The following is a 15,240-nucleotide window of genomic DNA, read 5'->3' on the forward strand; positions in this document are numbered from 1 at the left end:
GGATCGGGAGGATGCGGGTCCACAGACGTACGGCGGGGGCGGTGCTCGGCCTGCTCCTGCTCGTCGGCGGCTGTACGGGCGGGGCGCCGCGACCCCCGCTGGACCCGGCCCCGCTCCAGGCGGCGGCCGACCGGCGCGCCGCCGAGGTGCGTGCGAGGGACCTGGCCGGGGTGCCGCTCGACTCCTGGGCGTACCGGGTGATCGAGGCGCGGCGGGACGGCGACGGCCGGGCGACCGCGCGGGCCGAGCTGAGCTACCGCGTCGCCGGGTACGACAGCGGACCGGTGACCGGCGAGCGGGCGCTCGTGCTGACGCGGCGGGACGGCCGCTGGCGCGTGACGTCGGACCGGCCCGCCCGGGGCGAGGCCCCGCAGCTGTGGGAGCAGGGCGACGTCGACGTCGTCCGGGGCAGGCGGAGCCTCGTCCTGGGCGTCGGGCAGGACGCCGCGCGGCTGCGCTCCGTCGCCGCGGCCGCCGACCGCGCTGTGCCCGCCGTGTCGGACGCCTGGCCCGGGGGCTGGGCGCGGCGGGTCGTGGTGCTGGTGCCGGGCTCGCTCACGGCGATGGGCGCGCTGCTGGGCGAACCGGCGGCGGGGTACCGGGGGATCGCCGCGGTCACCACGGGCCGGGTGGGCGGCGGGCCGGGCGCCCCGGCGGACCGGGTGATCGTCAACCCGGAGGCGTACGCGCGACTGGGCGGGTTCGGGCAGCGCTTCGTGCTCGCCCACGAGACGACCCACGTCGCCACCCGGACGCACACCTCCGCGGCCACGCCGCTGTGGCTGTCGGAGGGCTTCGCCGACTGGGTCGCCTACCGCGGCACGTCCCGCCAGCCCGCCCAGGCCGTGCCCGAGCTGCGCGACGCCGTCCGCGCGGGCGCCGTCCCGGCCGCCCTGCCGACGGACGGCGACTTCTCCTTCGCCTCCGACCCCGGCGCGCTGGCCCGCGCCTACGGGGGCGGCTGGCTGGCCTGCGAGCTGATCGCCGAGCGCTGGGGCGAGGCGAAGCTGCGGGACCTGTACCGCGCGACGGGGACGCACGGGGTGGAGCGGGCCCTCGGCGAGGTGCTGTCGACCACCCCGGCGGCCTTCACCGCACAGTGGCGGGATCACCTGCGGGAGCGGCTGGGGTGACGTCGGGCCGGCGCGGCCCGGCGGTCTGCGCCGGTACGGTGGCCCGCTCGCCCTCTCGCAGGCGCGGCTCGGTGACCGTCCGGCGCCACAGCTCACGGCACGCGGTGAGCGTGGCGGCGACGAGGAGGCCGTTGCGCACGGTGAGCAGCGTGATGCCCCACAGGTCGCTGTGCACGACGTGGGTGAACCAGATCGGGAACTCCAGCAGCGTCACGCCCGTCGCCGCCAGGACCATCTTGGCGGGGCGGGCCATCCGGCTGGAGCGGAACACCAGGCACACCGCCGCCAGCCCGACCAGCCAGATCATGTACTGGGGGCTGATCACCCGGCTGGTGGTGGTGAACAGCAGCACGGCAGCGAACGCGGCGTCGGCCGCCGTCGTCGTACCGAACTCGCGGGCCCGCAGCCGCCACACCAGCAGCCAGCCGAACGCGGCCACCGTCAGCGCCAGCGCGGCGGTGGAGACCACCGGCACGTACGGGCCGAGGAACTCCACCGACCCGTAGTTCAGCAGCACCCGCCCCTCCCAGCCGAAGTTCCGCGCCACGTGGAAGACCAGGGAGCCCAGCGACTCCACCTCGGTGCCCCGGTCCCGCTGGAAGGTCAGGAACGCCAGCGCCCCCGGCATCGCCGCCATGCAGGCCAGCAGCACCAGCGCCCCGGTGACCGCGGCGGCGGTCCAGGAGCGCCGGGTGACGGTGCCGCGCCGGGTGCCCACCAGCAGCAGCGCCGGCCAGACCTTCAGCAGCGCGCCCGCCCCGGCCAGCGCGCCCAGCAGGCGCGGGTGCCGGACCCCGGCCAGCAGCGCGGCGACCGCGACGGCGGTGACCATCAGGTCGTAGCGCGCGTACGCCGTCGGGCCGAGCAGCGGGACGCCCGCGACCCAGACCCACGCCCCCGACAGGCACTTTCCGGGACGCCGTCCCGCGTACAGCAGCAGGCCGAAGACGACCGCGTCGCTGACGAACGCGAGGACGAAGAAGGCGGAGGCGTAGTCCAGGAACGGCAGCAGGCCGGGGGACAGCACGGCGAGCGCGGCGGCCGGCGGGTACTGCCAGGTGACGTCGTCCAGCGGGTACGTGCCGGTGCGCAGCACGTCGTACCAGCCCTGGTAGATCACCGAGACGTCGCTCGTGACGTCCGGTCCGGGCAGGACGAGGACCTTGAAGACCAGGAGCAGCAGCAGTGCTCTGGTCACGAGCCATATGCCGACGACAGGGAGCGGGAGCCGGGTGCCGCTGGGGCCCTTCATGCAAACCTCGTCCGGGTGGGTGGGTGGTCTGGGGTCGTGGTGCCGGGCGGGACTGTGCGGGAGCGGTGGAGCGGCGCCGTTCGGTACTGTCGGCATGCGATGCACAAGACCTTGATCGTAACCAACGACTTTCCGCCCAGACCCGGCGGGATTCAGGCGTTTCTGCACAACATGGCGCTCAGACTCGATCCCGAACGGATCGTGGTCTACGCCTCCACGTGGAAGCGCGGCCGGGAGGGGACCGAGGCGACCGCCTTGTTCGACGCCGAGCAGCCGTTCACGGTTGTCCGCGACCCCACGACCATGTTGTTGCCCACACCGCGCGTGACCAAGCGGGCGGCCGGCCTGCTGCGCGAGCACGGCTGCGAGTCGGTCTGGTTCGGCGCGGCGGCCCCGCTGGGCCTCATGGCCCCGGCGCTGCGCCGGGCCGGCGCGCGGCGGATCGTCGCCACCACACACGGCCACGAGGCGGGGTGGGCGCAGCTCCCGGGCTCCCGGGCGCTGCTGCGGCGGATCGGCGAGGGCACGGACACGATCACCTACCTCGGCGAGTACACGCGCTCCCGCATCGCGGCGGCGCTGACGCCCGGGGCGGCCGGGCGGATGGTGCAACTGCCGCCGGGGGTCGACGAGAAGACGTTCCACCCCGGCTCGGGCGGCGGCGCCGTCCGGGAACGCCTGGGCCTGGCCGGCCGGCCGGTCGTGGTGTGCGTCTCGCGGCTGGTCCCGCGCAAGGGGCAGGACACCCTGATCAGGGCCATGCCCGCGATCCTCGCGCGGGTGCCGGACGCGGTGCTGCTGATCGTCGGCGGCGGCCCCTACGAGAAGGACCTGCGCCGGCTCGCCGACGTGACGGGTGTGGCGGGATCCGTACGGTTCACGGGTGCGGTGCCGTGGGAAGAGCTCCCGGCGCACTACGGGGCCGGTGACGTCTTCGCGATGCCCTGCCGCACACGGCGGGGCGGGCTGGACGTCGAGGGCCTCGGCATCGTGTACCTGGAGGCGTCCGCGACCGGGCTCCCGGTCGTCGCGGGCGACTCCGGCGGCGCGCCGGACGCCGTCCTGGACGGCGAGACGGGCTGGGTGGTGCGCGGCGATGCGCCGGCCGAGTCCGCCGACCGGATCGTCACCCTGCTCGAGGACCCCGAGCTGCGGCGCCGGATGGGGGAGCGGGGCCGGGCGTGGGTCGAGGAGAAGTGGCGCTGGGACCTGCTGGCGGAGGAGCTGAGGCGGCTCCTGTGACGAGCCACCCCGCACGGCGCCCGTCGGGACGCAGTCGCGGGGCCGTACGACGGGGGGTCGCGTGGCCGGGGCGCGCTTCGCGGGCGGCGGCGCCGGGACGCGGTGGGCACGCGGCGCTGTGCGTCACGGGCACGCGGCGCTGTGCGTGACAGGCACGCGGCGCTGTGCGTGACAGGCACGCGGCGCTGTGCGTCACGCGCGCGGGGAGGGGTGTGGCGGCGAGGCTGCGCGGTGGGCGTGGGGCCGCGCCGCGGGCGTGGGCGACGTCCCGCACGCCGCCGTCCCCGGGGGACGGGGGGTGCGTTCCGGGGAGGGGGACGGGGACGGGGATACGCAACTGACGGGCGCACGGGCGCACGGGCGCACGGGCGCACGGGCCGAGCGGGGTGCCGGTCCGGTGGCCGGCTGACCGGCCGGCCGGTCAGCCCCGGTAGATCGCCTCGATCTCGTCGGCGAAGTCCTTGGCCACCACGTTGCGCTTCAGCTTCAGCGACGGCGTGATGTGACCGGCCTCCTCCGTGAACTGGGAGGTGAGGACGCGGAACTTGCGCACCGATTCCGCCTTGGAGACCGCCGCGTTGCCGTCGTCCACGGCCCGCTGCACCTCCGCCAGCAGGTCCGGGTCCTCGCGCAGCGACGCCGCCGTCGAGCCGGCCGGCTTGCCGTGCTCGGCGGCCCAGCGGACCAGGAACTCCTCGTCGAGGGTGACCAGCGCGCCCACGAACGGGCGGCCGTCGCCGACCACCATGCACTCGGCGACCAGCGCGTGACCGCGGATGCGGTCCTCGATCACCGCGGGGGCGACGTTCTTGCCGCCGGCGGTGACCAGGATCTCCTTCTTGCGGCCCGTGATGGCCAGATAGCCGTCCTCGTCCAGCGTGCCGATGTCCCCGGTGTGGAACCAGCCGTCGGCCAGCGCCTCGGCCGTCGCGGACTCGTTCTTCCAGTAGCCCGAGAAGACGTGCTCGCCGTGGATGAGCACCTCGCCGTCGTCCGCGATCCGCACCACCGAGCCGGGCAGCGGCTGGCCCACGGTGCCGATCTTGGGGCGGTCGTACGGGTTGAACGCGGTCGCCGCGCACGTCTCCGTCAGGCCGTAGCCCTCCAGGACGGTGAGGCCGATGCCGCGGTAGAAGTGACCCAGCCGCTCGCCCAGCGGCGCCCCGCCCGAGACGGCCGCCTGACAGCGCCCGCCCAGGACCGCGCGCAGCTTGCTGTAGACCAGCTTGTCGAAGACGAAGTGCTTCAGCCTCAGGCCCAGCGACGGGCCCTCGGGCGTGGAGGTGGCGCGGCTGTAGTCGATGGCCGCCTGCGCGGCCTTGTCGAAGATCTTGCCCTTGCCCTCAGCCTGCGCCTTGGCGCGCGCCGAGTTGTACACCTTCTCGAAGACGCGCGGGACGCCCAGGATCAGCGTCGGCTTGAAGGCGGCCAGCTCGTCGGTGAGTTCCTTGATGTCCGGTACGCAGCCGAGGCGGATCGGCGCCAGGACGGAGCCGACCTCGATGAGCCGCCCGAAGACGTGCGCGGCCGGGAGGAACAGCAGCGCCGAGCACTCGCCGGTGCGGAACAGCGGCTTGAGCCGCTCCACGACGTTGCCGCACTCGGCGAAGAAGTTGCGGTGCGTCAGGACGCAGCCCTTGGGGCGGCCCGTGGTGCCGGAGGTGTAGACGATCGTCGCGATGTCGTCGGCCTTGGCGGCCGACGTCGCCTCGTCGACGGCCTCCTCGGACACCTCGGCCCCGGCGGCGGTCAGTTCGTCCACGCCGCCCTGGTCCAGGCGCCAGACGTGCCGCAGCTCCGGAAGGTTCTCACGTACGGACTCCACCGCGGCGGCGTGCGTCCCGGTCTCCACGATCGCCGCGACCGCGCCGGAGTCGCCCAGGATCCACTGCACCTGCTCGGCGGAGCTGGTCTCGTAGACCGGCACCGTCACCGCGCCGGCGCTCCAGATGGCGAAGTCCATCTGGACCCACTCGTACCGGGTGCGGGAGATCAGGGCGACCCGGTCACCCGGGCGCACGCCCTTGGCGATCAGGCCCTTGGCGGCGGCCCGGACCTCGGCAAGGAACCGGGTGGCGGTGACGTCCGTCCACACGCCGTCCACCTTGCGGCCCATGACGGCGACATCTGGGTGCTGAGCGGCATTGCGGCGGATGAGATCCGTCAGGTTGCCGTCCGTGGGGACCTCGTACAGGGCCGGAAGGCTGAACTCGCGCAAAACTGCTGCTCCTCATCGGGCGCCGGCGCCACGGCTCTGTGTGATGCACCGGTTGCGGTCCAAGATCGGGCAGGTGCTCGGTGGGGGCGAGCACGACTGGACTGCCCGGACGTTACCCACCAGTACAGGGTTCCCGATAGGGGCGCCGGTCAGATGTTCGCTGCGTCACACGTGAATGGCTGTACTTGACGCACAGTAGTCCACTCCTGTCACGACCCGGAAGTAACCGCAGGTCCGACCCCCTATGGTGGGGTGCCATGGGTGGCATGAGGGTCAACGTGATCAGCGACGTGCACGGGAACGCCGAGGACCTGGCGACGGCGGGGGACGGCGCCGACGCCCTGATATGCCTGGGTGACCTGGTGCTCTTCCTCGACTACCACGACCACTCGCGCGGCATCTTCCCCGACCTCTTCGGCACCGAGAACGCCGACCGGCTGGTGGAGCTGCGCACCGCCCGCCGCTTCGACGAGGCGCGGGAGCTGGGCCGCCGCCTGTGGGCCGAGCTGGACGTGGACCGGGAGACGGCCATCGAGGCCGCCGTGCGCCGGCAGTACGCCGCGCTGTTCGCCGCCTTCCCCACGCCGACCTACGCCACGTACGGCAACGTCGACCTCCCCAACCTCTGGCACGAGTACGCCGCCCCCGGCACCACCGTCCTGGACGGGCAGCGCGTCGAGATCGGCGGCCGGGTCTTCGGCTTCGTCGGCGGCGGCCTGCGCACGCCGATGCGCACCCCGTACGAGATCTCCGACGAGGAGTACGCGGCCAAGGTCGAGGCCCTGGGCGAGGTGGACGTGCTGTGCTCGCACATCCCGCCGGAGGTGCCGGACCTGACGTACGACACGGTCGCGCGCCGCTTCGAGCGCGGCAGCCGCGCCCTGCTCGACGCCATCCGCCGCACCCGCCCCCGCTACGCGCTCTTCGGCCACGTCCACCAGCCGCTGACGCGGCGCATGCGGATCGGGGCGACCGAGTGCGTGAACGTCGGGCATTTCGCGTCGACCGGGCGGCCATGGGCCCTGGAATGGTGAACCCCGCCCACGCGATAGCCTTCACCCCACAGGGAATCGGTACCGCACTGGAGGAGCCACGGCGATGGCGGAACACACCAGCTCGACCATTGAGATCGAGGCGGCACCGGCCGACGTCATGGGAGTGATCGCCGACTTCGCGCGCTACCCGGAGTGGACGGGCGAGGTCAAGGAGGCGGAGGTCCTGGAGAGGGACGCCGCCGGCCGCGCCGGGAAGGTCCGCCTGCTGCTCGACGCCGGCGCCATCAAGGACGACCACACCCTCGCGTACACCTGGACCGGCGACCACGAGGTGGGCTGGACGCTGGTCAAGTCCCAGATGCTCCGCGCCTTGGACGGCTCCTACCGCCTCAGGCCGCTGGACGGCGGCGCACGCACCGAGGTGACGTACCAGCTGACGGTGGACGTCAAGATCCCGATGCTGGGCATGATCAAGCGCAAGGCCGAGAAGGTCATCATCGACCGCGCCCTGGCCGGCCTGAAGAAGCGCGTCGAGTCCGCCCCCGCCTCCTCCTGACCCCGGCCCGCCCCGTAGCGTCTCGGCGCATGCGAACCATCCTGGTCACCGGCCCCGGCGGCGCCGGGCGCACGACCGTCGCCGCCGCGACCGCCCTCGGCGGGGCCCGCCGGGGCCGGCGGACCCTGTTCCTGACCGGCGAGCGGGCGGTGCCCGGCGACTGGTTCGACGAGGGCCCCGACGGCGGCCACCGGCCGGTCGTGCGCCACGTCGATTCCGGCGCCCACTTCCGCGCCGAGCTGCTGGCCCTCCAGGAGCGCGCCGCCCCCGCGCTCGGGCTGCTCGGCGCCACCCCGCTCGCCGGCGAGGAGCTCACCGAGCTGCCCGGCAGCGACCGGTTCGCGCTGCTCGACGCCCTGCGGCAGGCCGCCGCCGAGGACTGGGACCTGCTCGTCGTCGACATGCCGCCCGTCCTCGACGCCGTCGCCGTCCTGGCCCTGCCCGAGCAGCTGCGCCGCTACCTGCGCCGCCTCCTGCCGTCCGAGCGGCAGGCGGCCCGCGCGCTGCGGCCCGTGCTCGCCCAGCTCGCCGGCGTACCGATGCCCGCCGACTGGCTGTACGAGGCCGCCGCCCGCCGCGACACCGAACTCGCCGCCGTCCAGGCCCTCATCGAGGCCCCGTCCACCACCGTCCGGCTGGTCGCCGAACCCGGTCCGGCCGCCGCCCGCACCCTGCGCGCCGCCCGCGCGGGGCTGGCCCTGTACCGCCTCGCCACGGAGCCGGTCGTCGCCAACCGGATGCTGCCCACCACGTCCGCCGACCCCTGGCTGGCCGGGCTCGCCGCACAGCAGCAGGCGCACCTGAAGGCCATGGGCGACGGCGAGGGCGATCCGCGCGAGCTGCCGCACCTCGGCCACGCCCCGCGGACCGCCGGGGACCTGGCGCGGCTGGAGCCCCCCGCCGCCCCGTCCGCTCCCGTGCCGCCCTGGACCGTGGAGGACCGCCGGGAGGCCGACGGCGTGCTGGTGTGGCGCGTCGCCCTGCCCGGAGCGGACAAACCGGACCTTGGCCTCGTCCGCCGCGGCGACGAACTGGTGCTCACCACCGGCCCCTTCCGCCGCGCCGTGCCGCTGCCGTCCGCCCTCCGCCGCTGCACCGTCTCCGGGGCCGCGCTCGACGACGGGGCGCTGAGCGTCCGCTTCGTCCCCGACCCGGATTTGTGGCCCCGCACGCGGTAACGTCGGGAGTACCACCCACGCTGCCGCAGGAGTACGCCATGAGCGATGCCACCCAGCATCCCGACGCCGACGCCTGGGCGAGGGCATGCGCCGAGGACCTGGCCGAGGAGAAGGCCCGCCGCCGCGGCACCGACGCCCCGCCGCCCGGCAGCGCCGCCGAGGAGCTGCGCAAGCTCGTCGACGCGGTCGCCGACAAGGTCGCCTCCCTGCGCACCCCGCTGCTCGGCATGGGCGCCCAGGGCGCCGTGCAGCAGTTCGTCAGCCAGGCGAAGGCCGCCGTCGAACCGGTCATCGAGCGGAACCCCCAGGTCTTCGACCACCTCGCCGCCGCCGGCAACGAGCTGCTGGCCGCCTACCGCTCCGCCGTCGAGGGCCAGGAACGCCGCTGGACCCGCGGACCGGACACCCCTCCCTCCACCGGGGCCGGACGGGACGACGACGGTCCGGACACGACCGAGCACATCGACCTCGACTGACACCGGGTACGGTTGGCCGTAGCGGGGCTCGACCGAAAACTGAGGGACACATGGGACTCACCATCGGCGTCGACATCGGCGGCACGAAGATCGCGGCCGGAGTGGTCGACGAGGAGGGCACGATCCTCGACACCCACAAGGTGCCCACCCCGCCGACCGCCGAAGGCATCGTCGACGCGATCTGCGCGGCCGTCTCCGAGGCCGGCAAGGGTCATGACATCGAGGCCGTCGGCATCGGCGCCGCGGGGTACGTCGACGACAAGCGCGCCACGGTCCTCTTCGCGCCCAACATCCAGTGGCGGCACGAGCCGCTGAAGGACAAGGTCGAACAGCGCGTCGGGCTGCCCGTGGTCGTGGAGAACGACGCCAACGCGGCTGCCTGGGGCGAGTACAAGTTCGGCGCCGGCAAGGGCCACGAGGACGTCATCTGCATCACGCTCGGCACCGGCCTCGGCGGCGGCATCATCATCGGCAACAAGCTGCGCCGCGGCCGCTTCGGCGTGGCCGCCGAGTTCGGCCACATCCGGGTCGTCCCGGACGGCCTGCTCTGCGGGTGCGGCAGCCAGGGCTGCTGGGAGCAGTACGCCTCCGGGCGCGCCCTCGTGCGGTACGCCAAGCAGCGCGCCAACGCCACCCCGGAGAACGCCACGATCCTGCTCGGGCTCGGCGACGGCACCCCCGCGGGCATCGAGGGCAAGCACATCTCGGAGGCCGCCCGCCAGGGCTGCCCCGTCGCCGTCGACTCGTTCCGCGAGCTGGCCCGCTGGGCCGGTGCGGGCCTGGCCGACCTGGCCTCGCTGTTCGACCCGTCGGCGTTCATCGTGGGCGGCGGCGTCTCGGACGAGGGCGAGCTGGTCCTCGGCCCGATCCGCAAGTCGTTCCGGCGCTGGCTGATCGGCGGACAGTGGCGGCCGCACGCCCAGGTCCTCGCCGCCCAGCTGGGCGGCAAGGCCGGTCTCGTCGGCGCCGCCGACCTGGCCCGCCAGGGCTGAGCCACCCCGCTCGTACGACGGTGCCCGCCGCGTCCTCGCCCGGACGCGGCGGGCACCGTCATATCGTGCTGCTATGCCGATCACCGAGCTGCTCAACTCGCGCACCGAGCCGGACGGTTCCGCCGTGGTGCGGGTGCTCAGTTACAACGTCCGCTCGATGCGGGACGACGAGGACGCCCTCGCGCGGGTGATCCGGGCCTGCGCGCCGGACATCGTGTTCATCCAGGAGGCGCCCCGCTTCTTCCGCTGGCGCAAGCACGCCGCCCGGCTCGCCTCGAAGAGCGGTCTGCTGGTGCTGGGCGGCGGCGCGACCGCGGCCGGGCCGCTGCTGCTCTGCTCGCTGCGGGCGACGGTGGAGCGGACGGAGGACGTCCTGCTGCCGCTCACCCCCGGCCTGCACCGGCGGGGCTTCGCGACCGCGGTCGTCCGCGTCGGGGGTGTCCGGCTGGGCTTGCTCGGCTGCCACCTGAGCCTCCAGGCCCGCGAGCGGTACGACCAGGCCGGGATGCTCCTCGACCGGCTGGCCGCCCTCGACACCCCGCACGCGATCGCGGCCGGCGACATCAACGACGAGCCGGACGGGCGTGCCTTCCGGCGGCTGGCGGCCGGCCTCCAGGACTGCTGGTCGGTCCGGCCCTGGGGCGGGGAGCACACCTGGAACCCCGCCGACCCGCACAAGCGGATCGACGCGGTCTTCGCCACCAAGGGGATCGAGGTGCTGGGCTGCGGCGTCCCGGGCCCGGGGGACCTGCCGGGCATCACCGACGCCGACCTGAGGGCCGCCACGGACCACCTCCCGGTCCTGGCGGCCCTGCGGGTGCCCCCGGAGACGCAGGACGCGTGACCCCGAGGCGCCGGCGCCCCCGCAGCCGGCTTTCCGTCCGGGGCCGGAGAGGTCAGACCACCGCGCCGCGACCGGGGTCGTCGCCGTCCTCGTCGTCACCGCTGCGCATCCGGGCCACCAGGGTGGCGAAGCCGCCCAGGAAGCCGCCGATGCACAGCGTGGTGAGCCACCAGGTCATGTCCCACCGCAGTATCACGGCGAGCAGCATCAGCACCGGGCCGCCGATGACCCCGAGCCAGGCGAACTTCGCCGTCGCGTCGGCCTCCGGCAGCGGCGGCGGCTCCGGCGGCACGAAGTGGCCCTCGTCGGTGTCGTCGAGGTCGTCGTCCTTCGCGTCGGAGACCTGGTAGTCGCGCGGGCCCCCGGGACCCACACCCGGGGCGAACACCACGGAGCCGCCCAGCGGCCTGTCCGGCGTCCCCGGCTCCGGCGCCGCCGTCCCGGGCACGTCGTTGACGTCGTCCTCCATCAGGGCCAGGTCCTCGATCGACTTGAACGGCTTGGCGCCGGGCGGGTCCGCCGGCTCCTCGCCGTACCCGGCGACGATCGCCGCCCAGGCCGCCTCCTCGTCGAAAGGCTGCTCGTCCCGCTTGTCCGAGTCGTGCTGTTCAGCCACCGGTCGTGCTCCCTCCCCGGGCCTCCGGCATGGGAAACCCCGATGTGCCGGTACTCGGAGCGAGACGGCCGACGAACGCGTGGCTCTCCTCGAAGATCCGCTCCGCGTCGTGGTCCAACGTCGCCACGTGGTAGCTCTGTTCCAGCAGGATCTCCTTGACGTCCGTGGAGGAGATCCGGCCGAGGATCCGCGCCGAGTCGGCGGGCGGCACGACATGGTCCCGCGGGCTGTGCAGCAGCAGCACGGGCTGGGTCACCTGCGGCAGCTCGGCGTCCACCAAACGGAAGAAGCGGCGCATCGAGTGGGCCGCGTGCAGCGGCACCCGGTCGTAGGCGAGCTCCCGCACGCCCTCCTTGGCGATGTCGCTCGCGATGCCGGGCCGCGACGGCACCAGGTGGCGCACGACGGGCAGCGCGTGGGCGGCGGCCCCGTGCACCTTGTTGGCCGGGTTCACCAGGACGAGGCCCGCCACCCCGTCCCCGTGCTTGGCGGCGAGCCGCAGCGCCAGCGCCCCGCCCATGGAGAGGCCGAAGACGAAGACCTGGCCGCACCGCTCCCGCAGGGCGCGCAGCTCGCGGTCCACCTCGGCGTACCAGTCCTGCCAGCCGGTCACCTGCATGTCCTGCCAGCGCGTGCCGTGGCCGGGGAGCAGCGGCAGGGACACGGTCAGACCGCGCTCGGCCAGGTACGCGGCCCAGGGCCGCAGCGACTGCGGCGAACCGGTGAAGCCGTGACAGAGCAGCACGCCGACCTCTCCGCCTTCATGGCGGTACGGCTCGGCTCCAGGGAGGACCGGCACCGGGGTCTCCTGTTCGGGGGTTCGATGGGTCTCGGGAAGGTGTACTTCACCGTACGCGACCGGGCTGACACCGACCAGATCCGTCGCCGCCCGCGCACGCCCGCGCGACAGCCCCGCCCGAGGGCTCCGCGCGGGCCCCCGCGCGCGGCCCGTGGGCGGGAGCGGGGGCGCCGGTCGGGTTAAGGTCTGATCGACGGAACACAGGAGGCATTCGAGTTGATCTACGGCGCAATGAAGTTCTCCATCGGAGGGTCGCTGAAGCTGGCCTTCAGGCCCTGGGTGGAGGGCCTCGAGAACATTCCCGCCGAGGGGCCGGCGATCCTCGCGAGCAACCACCTCTCGTTCTCGGACTCCTTCTTCCTGCCGGCGGTCCTGGACCGCAAGGTGACCTTCATCGCGAAGGCCGAGTACTTCACCTCGCCCGGCCTGAAGGGCAAGCTCACCGCCGCGTTCTTCAAGGGCGTCGGACAGCTGCCGGTGGACCGTTCGGGCGCGCGCGGCGCCGGTGAGGCCGCGATCAGGAGCGGTATCGAGGTCATCGAGCGCGGTGAGCTGTTCGGCATCTACCCGGAGGGCACGCGGTCGCCCGACGGCCGGCTCTACCGGGGCAAGCCCGGCGGCCTCGCGCGCGTGGCGCTGGCCACCGGCGCGCCGGTGATCCCGGTCGCCATGATCGACACCGAGAAGATCCAGCCGCCCGGCAAGGTCGTCCCCAAGCTGATGCGCCCGGGGATCCGGATCGGCAAGCCCCTGGACTTCAGCCGCTACCAGGGCATGGACGGGGACCGCTTCATCCTGCGCTCGGTCACCGACGAGGTGATGTACGAGATCATGAAGCTCTCCGGCCAGGAGTACGTCGACATCTACGCGACGGCCGCCAAGCGGCAGATCGCCGACGCGGAGAAGGCCGCCAAGGAAGCCGCCAAGGAAGCGGCCAAGGTGGCCGCGAAGGAGGCGGCGAGGGAGCCGTCGGCGCGGCCGGCCCCGGAGTCCTCCGGGCCCGGGCGCGAGCAGTCCGGCGCCTAACCGCGCCGCGGGTACGGGGGTGGGGGAGTTGGCCAGGCGCGAGCGCGTCGTCCGCATGTCCGTCGAGCAGCCGCTGTGGCGCGCGCTGACCGCGTACCGCGTTCTCACCATGGGGTACGCGGTGCTGCTCTTCGTCTTCACCCGGGAGCAGTTCGAGCGCCCCTGGGTGGCCGTCGGGTTCCTGGCGGCCCTGTCCGTCTGGACGCTCGCGACCCTGCCCAAGGTGGCCGGTGCCGCCGGCTGCACCACGCGCTTCCTGGTCGCCGACCTGACCGTCGCCCTCACCGGCATCATGCTGACCCCGCTCGCCGACGTCCACGCCCAGTCGTTCGACGGTCCGACGCTGCCGAGCATCTGGACGGCCGGCTCCGTCCTCGCGTACGCGATCAAGGGCGGCTGGCGCTGGGCCGCGTTCGCGTCCTCCCTGGTGGCCGTCGCCAACATCGTCGAGCGCGGCGAACCCAGCCGGGACACCCTGCACAACGTGCTGCTGGTATGGGTCGCGTCCATAGCCATCGGTTACGTCGTCGAGGTCGCCCGCGCCTCCGAACGGACCCTCGCGCGGGCGCTGGAGATCGAGGCGGCCACCCGCGAGCGCGAGCGGCTGGCCCGCGACATCCACGACTCGGTCCTCCAGGTGCTGGCCATGGTCCAGCGCCGGGGCACGGCCCTGGGCGGCGAGGCCGCCGAGCTCGGCCGGATGGCGGGGGAGCAGGAGGTCGCGCTGCGCACGCTGGTCGCCGGCGGTCTGACCCGTACGTCCCACGTCTCGGAGGACGAGTCGCTGGGCGCCGTCGTCCGCGAGGTCGAGGAGCCCGACGACGACGGCCCCGCCGACCTGCGCGCCCTGCTCGCCCGGCACGCGGGGGCCCGGGTCACCTTCTCGGAGCCGGGCACCCCGGTGCTGCTGGCGCCCGCCGCGGCGCGGGAGCTGGCGGCCGCTGTCGGTGCCGCCCTGGACAATGTCCGCAGGCACGCGGGTGAGGCGGCCCGGGCGTGGATCCTGCTGGAGGACTGGCCGGACGAGGTGATCGTGACGGTGCGGGACGACGGACCGGGCATCCCGGAAGGGCGGCTCGCGCAGGCGGAGGGCGAGGGGCGGCTCGGCGTCGCGCAGTCCATCCGGGGCCGGCTCCGCGACCTGGGCGGCAGCGCCGAACTGATATCGGTGCCGGGGCAGGGCACGGAAGTCGAACTGAAGGTTCCACGGGACGCACGGGGGAAGGCAGGGAAATGAGCGAGCAGCGGATCAGGGTGATGGTGGTCGACGACCACCCGATGTGGCGGGACGCGGTCGCCCGTGACCTGGCGGAGGCCGGGTTCGACGTGGTCGCCACGGCCGGGGACGGCGAGCAGGCCGTACGCCGTGCCCGGGCCACCGGGCCGGACGTGCTGGTCCTGGACCTGAACCTGCCCGCGAAGCCGGGCGTCCAGGTCTGCAAGGAGCTCGTCGGCGCCGACCCCGCCCTGCGGGTGCTGGTGCTGTCCGCGAGCGGTGAGCACGCCGACGTACTGGAGGCGGTCAAGTCCGGCGCGACCGGGTACCTGCTGAAGTCCGCGAGCACCGGCGAGCTGCTCGACGCCGTGCGGCGCACGGCGGCCGGCGACCCGGTGTTCACGCCCGGCCTGGCCGGACTCGTCCTCGGCGAGTACCGCCGCCTGGCCTCCGAGCCGCTGCCGGCCGCCGGCGCCGACGAGCCGAAGGCCCCGCGGCTCACGGAGCGGGAGACCGAGGTGCTGCGGCTGGTCGCCAAGGGTCTGAGCTACAAGCAGATCGCCGAGCGCCTGGTCATCTCGCACCGCACGGTGCAGAACCACGTCCAGAACACCCTCGGCAAGCTCCAGCTCCACAACCGGGTCGAGCTGGTGCGGTACGCGATAGAGCGCGGCCTCGACGACGCCTGACGCGCAAC

The 15,240-nt window shown here is 74.0% G+C and carries 15 protein-coding genes; 11 read left to right on the plus strand and 4 right to left on the minus strand.

The genetic code is table 11. The annotated features are described in order from the left end of the window. The first annotated feature begins 11 nt into the window (after nt 1–11). Nucleotides 12–1,133 carry a hypothetical protein gene (locus IE109_RS01175; RefSeq protein ID WP_189548497.1) on the plus strand — a complete coding sequence of 374 codons (1,122 nt, stop codon included), beginning with the start codon at nt 12–14 and terminating at the stop codon, nt 1,131–1,133. Here the strand turns inward: IE109_RS01175 and IE109_RS01180 are convergent. Beyond that, nucleotides 1,090–2,385: a glycosyltransferase 87 family protein gene (locus tag IE109_RS01180; RefSeq protein ID WP_189548498.1), complete on the minus strand. Its 1,296-nt coding sequence runs from the start codon at nt 2,383–2,385 to the stop codon at nt 1,090–1,092. The genes IE109_RS01175 and IE109_RS01180 overlap by 44 nt on opposite strands. Nucleotides 2,386–2,484: 99 nt before the next feature. On the opposite strand from IE109_RS01180, the gene IE109_RS01185 reads away from it, so the two are divergent. Further along, nucleotides 2,485–3,627: a glycosyltransferase family 4 protein gene (locus IE109_RS01185; RefSeq protein ID WP_189548499.1), complete on the plus strand. Its 1,143-nt coding sequence runs from the start codon at nt 2,485–2,487 to the stop codon at nt 3,625–3,627. A 421-nt stretch (nt 3,628–4,048) separates the two neighbouring features. On the opposite strand, the gene IE109_RS01190 is transcribed toward IE109_RS01185, so the two are convergent. Beyond that, nucleotides 4,049–5,845, minus strand: a complete 1,797-nt coding sequence (locus tag IE109_RS01190) for an AMP-dependent synthetase/ligase (protein ID WP_189548500.1) — start codon at nt 5,843–5,845, stop codon at nt 4,049–4,051. Between the two features lie 266 nt (nt 5,846–6,111). On the opposite strand from IE109_RS01190, the gene IE109_RS01195 reads away from it, so the two are divergent. The 6 genes from IE109_RS01195 to IE109_RS01220 all read left to right on the plus strand — a co-directional run bounded on the left by IE109_RS01195 (nt 6,112) and on the right by IE109_RS01220 (nt 10,886). Further along, nucleotides 6,112–6,879, plus strand: coding sequence for a metallophosphoesterase family protein (locus tag IE109_RS01195; protein WP_189548501.1), 768 nt, complete (start codon nt 6,112–6,114; stop codon nt 6,877–6,879). Between the two features lie 64 nt (nt 6,880–6,943). After that, the gene (locus tag IE109_RS01200; RefSeq protein WP_189548502.1) at nt 6,944–7,396 is read left to right on the plus strand and encodes an SRPBCC family protein; all 453 of its coding nucleotides are present in this window, start codon (nt 6,944–6,946) and stop codon (nt 7,394–7,396) included. 29 nt (nt 7,397–7,425) lie between these two features. Beyond that, nucleotides 7,426–8,574: an ArsA family ATPase gene (locus IE109_RS01205; RefSeq protein WP_189548503.1), complete on the plus strand. Its 1,149-nt coding sequence runs from the start codon at nt 7,426–7,428 to the stop codon at nt 8,572–8,574. Between the two features lie 38 nt (nt 8,575–8,612). Continuing rightward, complete coding sequence (locus IE109_RS01210) at nt 8,613–9,050, plus strand: DUF5304 domain-containing protein (protein ID WP_189548504.1); 438 nt, start codon at nt 8,613–8,615, stop codon at nt 9,048–9,050. A gap of 50 nt (nt 9,051–9,100) precedes the next feature. Continuing rightward, nucleotides 9,101–10,042 carry an ROK family glucokinase gene (locus IE109_RS01215; RefSeq protein WP_189548505.1) on the plus strand — a complete coding sequence of 314 codons (942 nt, stop codon included), beginning with the start codon at nt 9,101–9,103 and terminating at the stop codon, nt 10,040–10,042. Nucleotides 10,043–10,115: 73 nt separating this feature from the next. Next, nucleotides 10,116–10,886: an endonuclease/exonuclease/phosphatase family protein gene (locus tag IE109_RS01220; protein WP_189548506.1), complete on the plus strand. Its 771-nt coding sequence runs from the start codon at nt 10,116–10,118 to the stop codon at nt 10,884–10,886. A gap of 52 nt (nt 10,887–10,938) precedes the next feature. On the opposite strand, the gene IE109_RS01225 is transcribed toward IE109_RS01220, so the two are convergent. Both IE109_RS01225 and IE109_RS01230 read right to left on the minus strand, forming a co-directional pair. Continuing rightward, nucleotides 10,939–11,502, minus strand: a complete 564-nt coding sequence (locus IE109_RS01225; protein WP_189548507.1) for a hypothetical protein — start codon at nt 11,500–11,502, stop codon at nt 10,939–10,941. Next, complete coding sequence (locus IE109_RS01230; RefSeq protein ID WP_189548508.1) at nt 11,495–12,301, minus strand: alpha/beta hydrolase; 807 nt, start codon at nt 12,299–12,301, stop codon at nt 11,495–11,497. The genes IE109_RS01225 and IE109_RS01230 overlap by 8 nt, the downstream gene beginning before the upstream one ends. Nucleotides 12,302–12,532: 231 nt before the next feature. Here IE109_RS01230 and IE109_RS01235 point away from each other — a divergent pair, with 231 nt between their 5' ends. The 3 genes from IE109_RS01235 to IE109_RS01245 are packed head-to-tail and all read left to right on the plus strand — an operon-like array spanning nt 12,533 to nt 15,232. Further along, complete coding sequence (locus IE109_RS01235) at nt 12,533–13,327, plus strand: lysophospholipid acyltransferase family protein (protein ID WP_189548826.1); 795 nt, start codon at nt 12,533–12,535, stop codon at nt 13,325–13,327. Between the two features lie 28 nt (nt 13,328–13,355). Then, nucleotides 13,356–14,564: a MacS family sensor histidine kinase gene (macS, locus tag IE109_RS01240; protein ID WP_189548509.1), complete on the plus strand. Its 1,209-nt coding sequence runs from the start codon at nt 13,356–13,358 to the stop codon at nt 14,562–14,564. Then, the gene (locus IE109_RS01245) at nt 14,561–15,232 is read left to right on the plus strand and encodes a response regulator (RefSeq protein WP_189548510.1); all 672 of its coding nucleotides are present in this window, start codon (nt 14,561–14,563) and stop codon (nt 15,230–15,232) included. The genes macS and IE109_RS01245 overlap by 4 nt, the downstream gene beginning before the upstream one ends. Nucleotides 15,233–15,240: the final 8 nt, after the last annotated feature.

It is taken from the genome of Streptomyces lavendofoliae (genome assembly GCF_014649735.1).
In the GTDB taxonomy this organism is placed as follows: domain Bacteria; phylum Actinomycetota; class Actinomycetes; order Streptomycetales; family Streptomycetaceae; genus Streptomyces; species Streptomyces lavendofoliae.

Bases quoted from the DNA above. Each gene is read 5' to 3' on its own strand.
- IE109_RS01175 (WP_189548497.1), top strand. From the start codon at position 12: ATGCGGGTCCACAGACGTACGGCGGGGGCGGTGCTCGGCCTGCTCCTG.
- IE109_RS01180 (WP_189548498.1), bottom strand. From the start codon at position 2,385: ATGAAGGGCCCCAGCGGCACCCGGCTCCCGCTCCCTGTCGTCGGCATA.
- IE109_RS01185 (WP_189548499.1), top strand. From the start codon at position 2,485: ATGCACAAGACCTTGATCGTAACCAACGACTTTCCGCCCAGACCCGGC.
- IE109_RS01195 (WP_189548501.1), top strand. From the start codon at position 6,112: ATGAGGGTCAACGTGATCAGCGACGTGCACGGGAACGCCGAGGACCTG.
- IE109_RS01200 (WP_189548502.1), top strand. From the start codon at position 6,944: ATGGCGGAACACACCAGCTCGACCATTGAGATCGAGGCGGCACCGGCC.
- IE109_RS01205 (WP_189548503.1), top strand. From the start codon at position 7,426: ATGCGAACCATCCTGGTCACCGGCCCCGGCGGCGCCGGGCGCACGACC.
- IE109_RS01210 (WP_189548504.1), top strand. From the start codon at position 8,613: ATGAGCGATGCCACCCAGCATCCCGACGCCGACGCCTGGGCGAGGGCA.
- IE109_RS01215 (WP_189548505.1), top strand. From the start codon at position 9,101: ATGGGACTCACCATCGGCGTCGACATCGGCGGCACGAAGATCGCGGCC.
- IE109_RS01220 (WP_189548506.1), top strand. From the start codon at position 10,116: ATGCCGATCACCGAGCTGCTCAACTCGCGCACCGAGCCGGACGGTTCC.
- IE109_RS01235 (WP_189548826.1), top strand. From the start codon at position 12,533: ATGAAGTTCTCCATCGGAGGGTCGCTGAAGCTGGCCTTCAGGCCCTGG.
- IE109_RS01245 (WP_189548510.1), top strand. From the start codon at position 14,561: ATGAGCGAGCAGCGGATCAGGGTGATGGTGGTCGACGACCACCCGATG.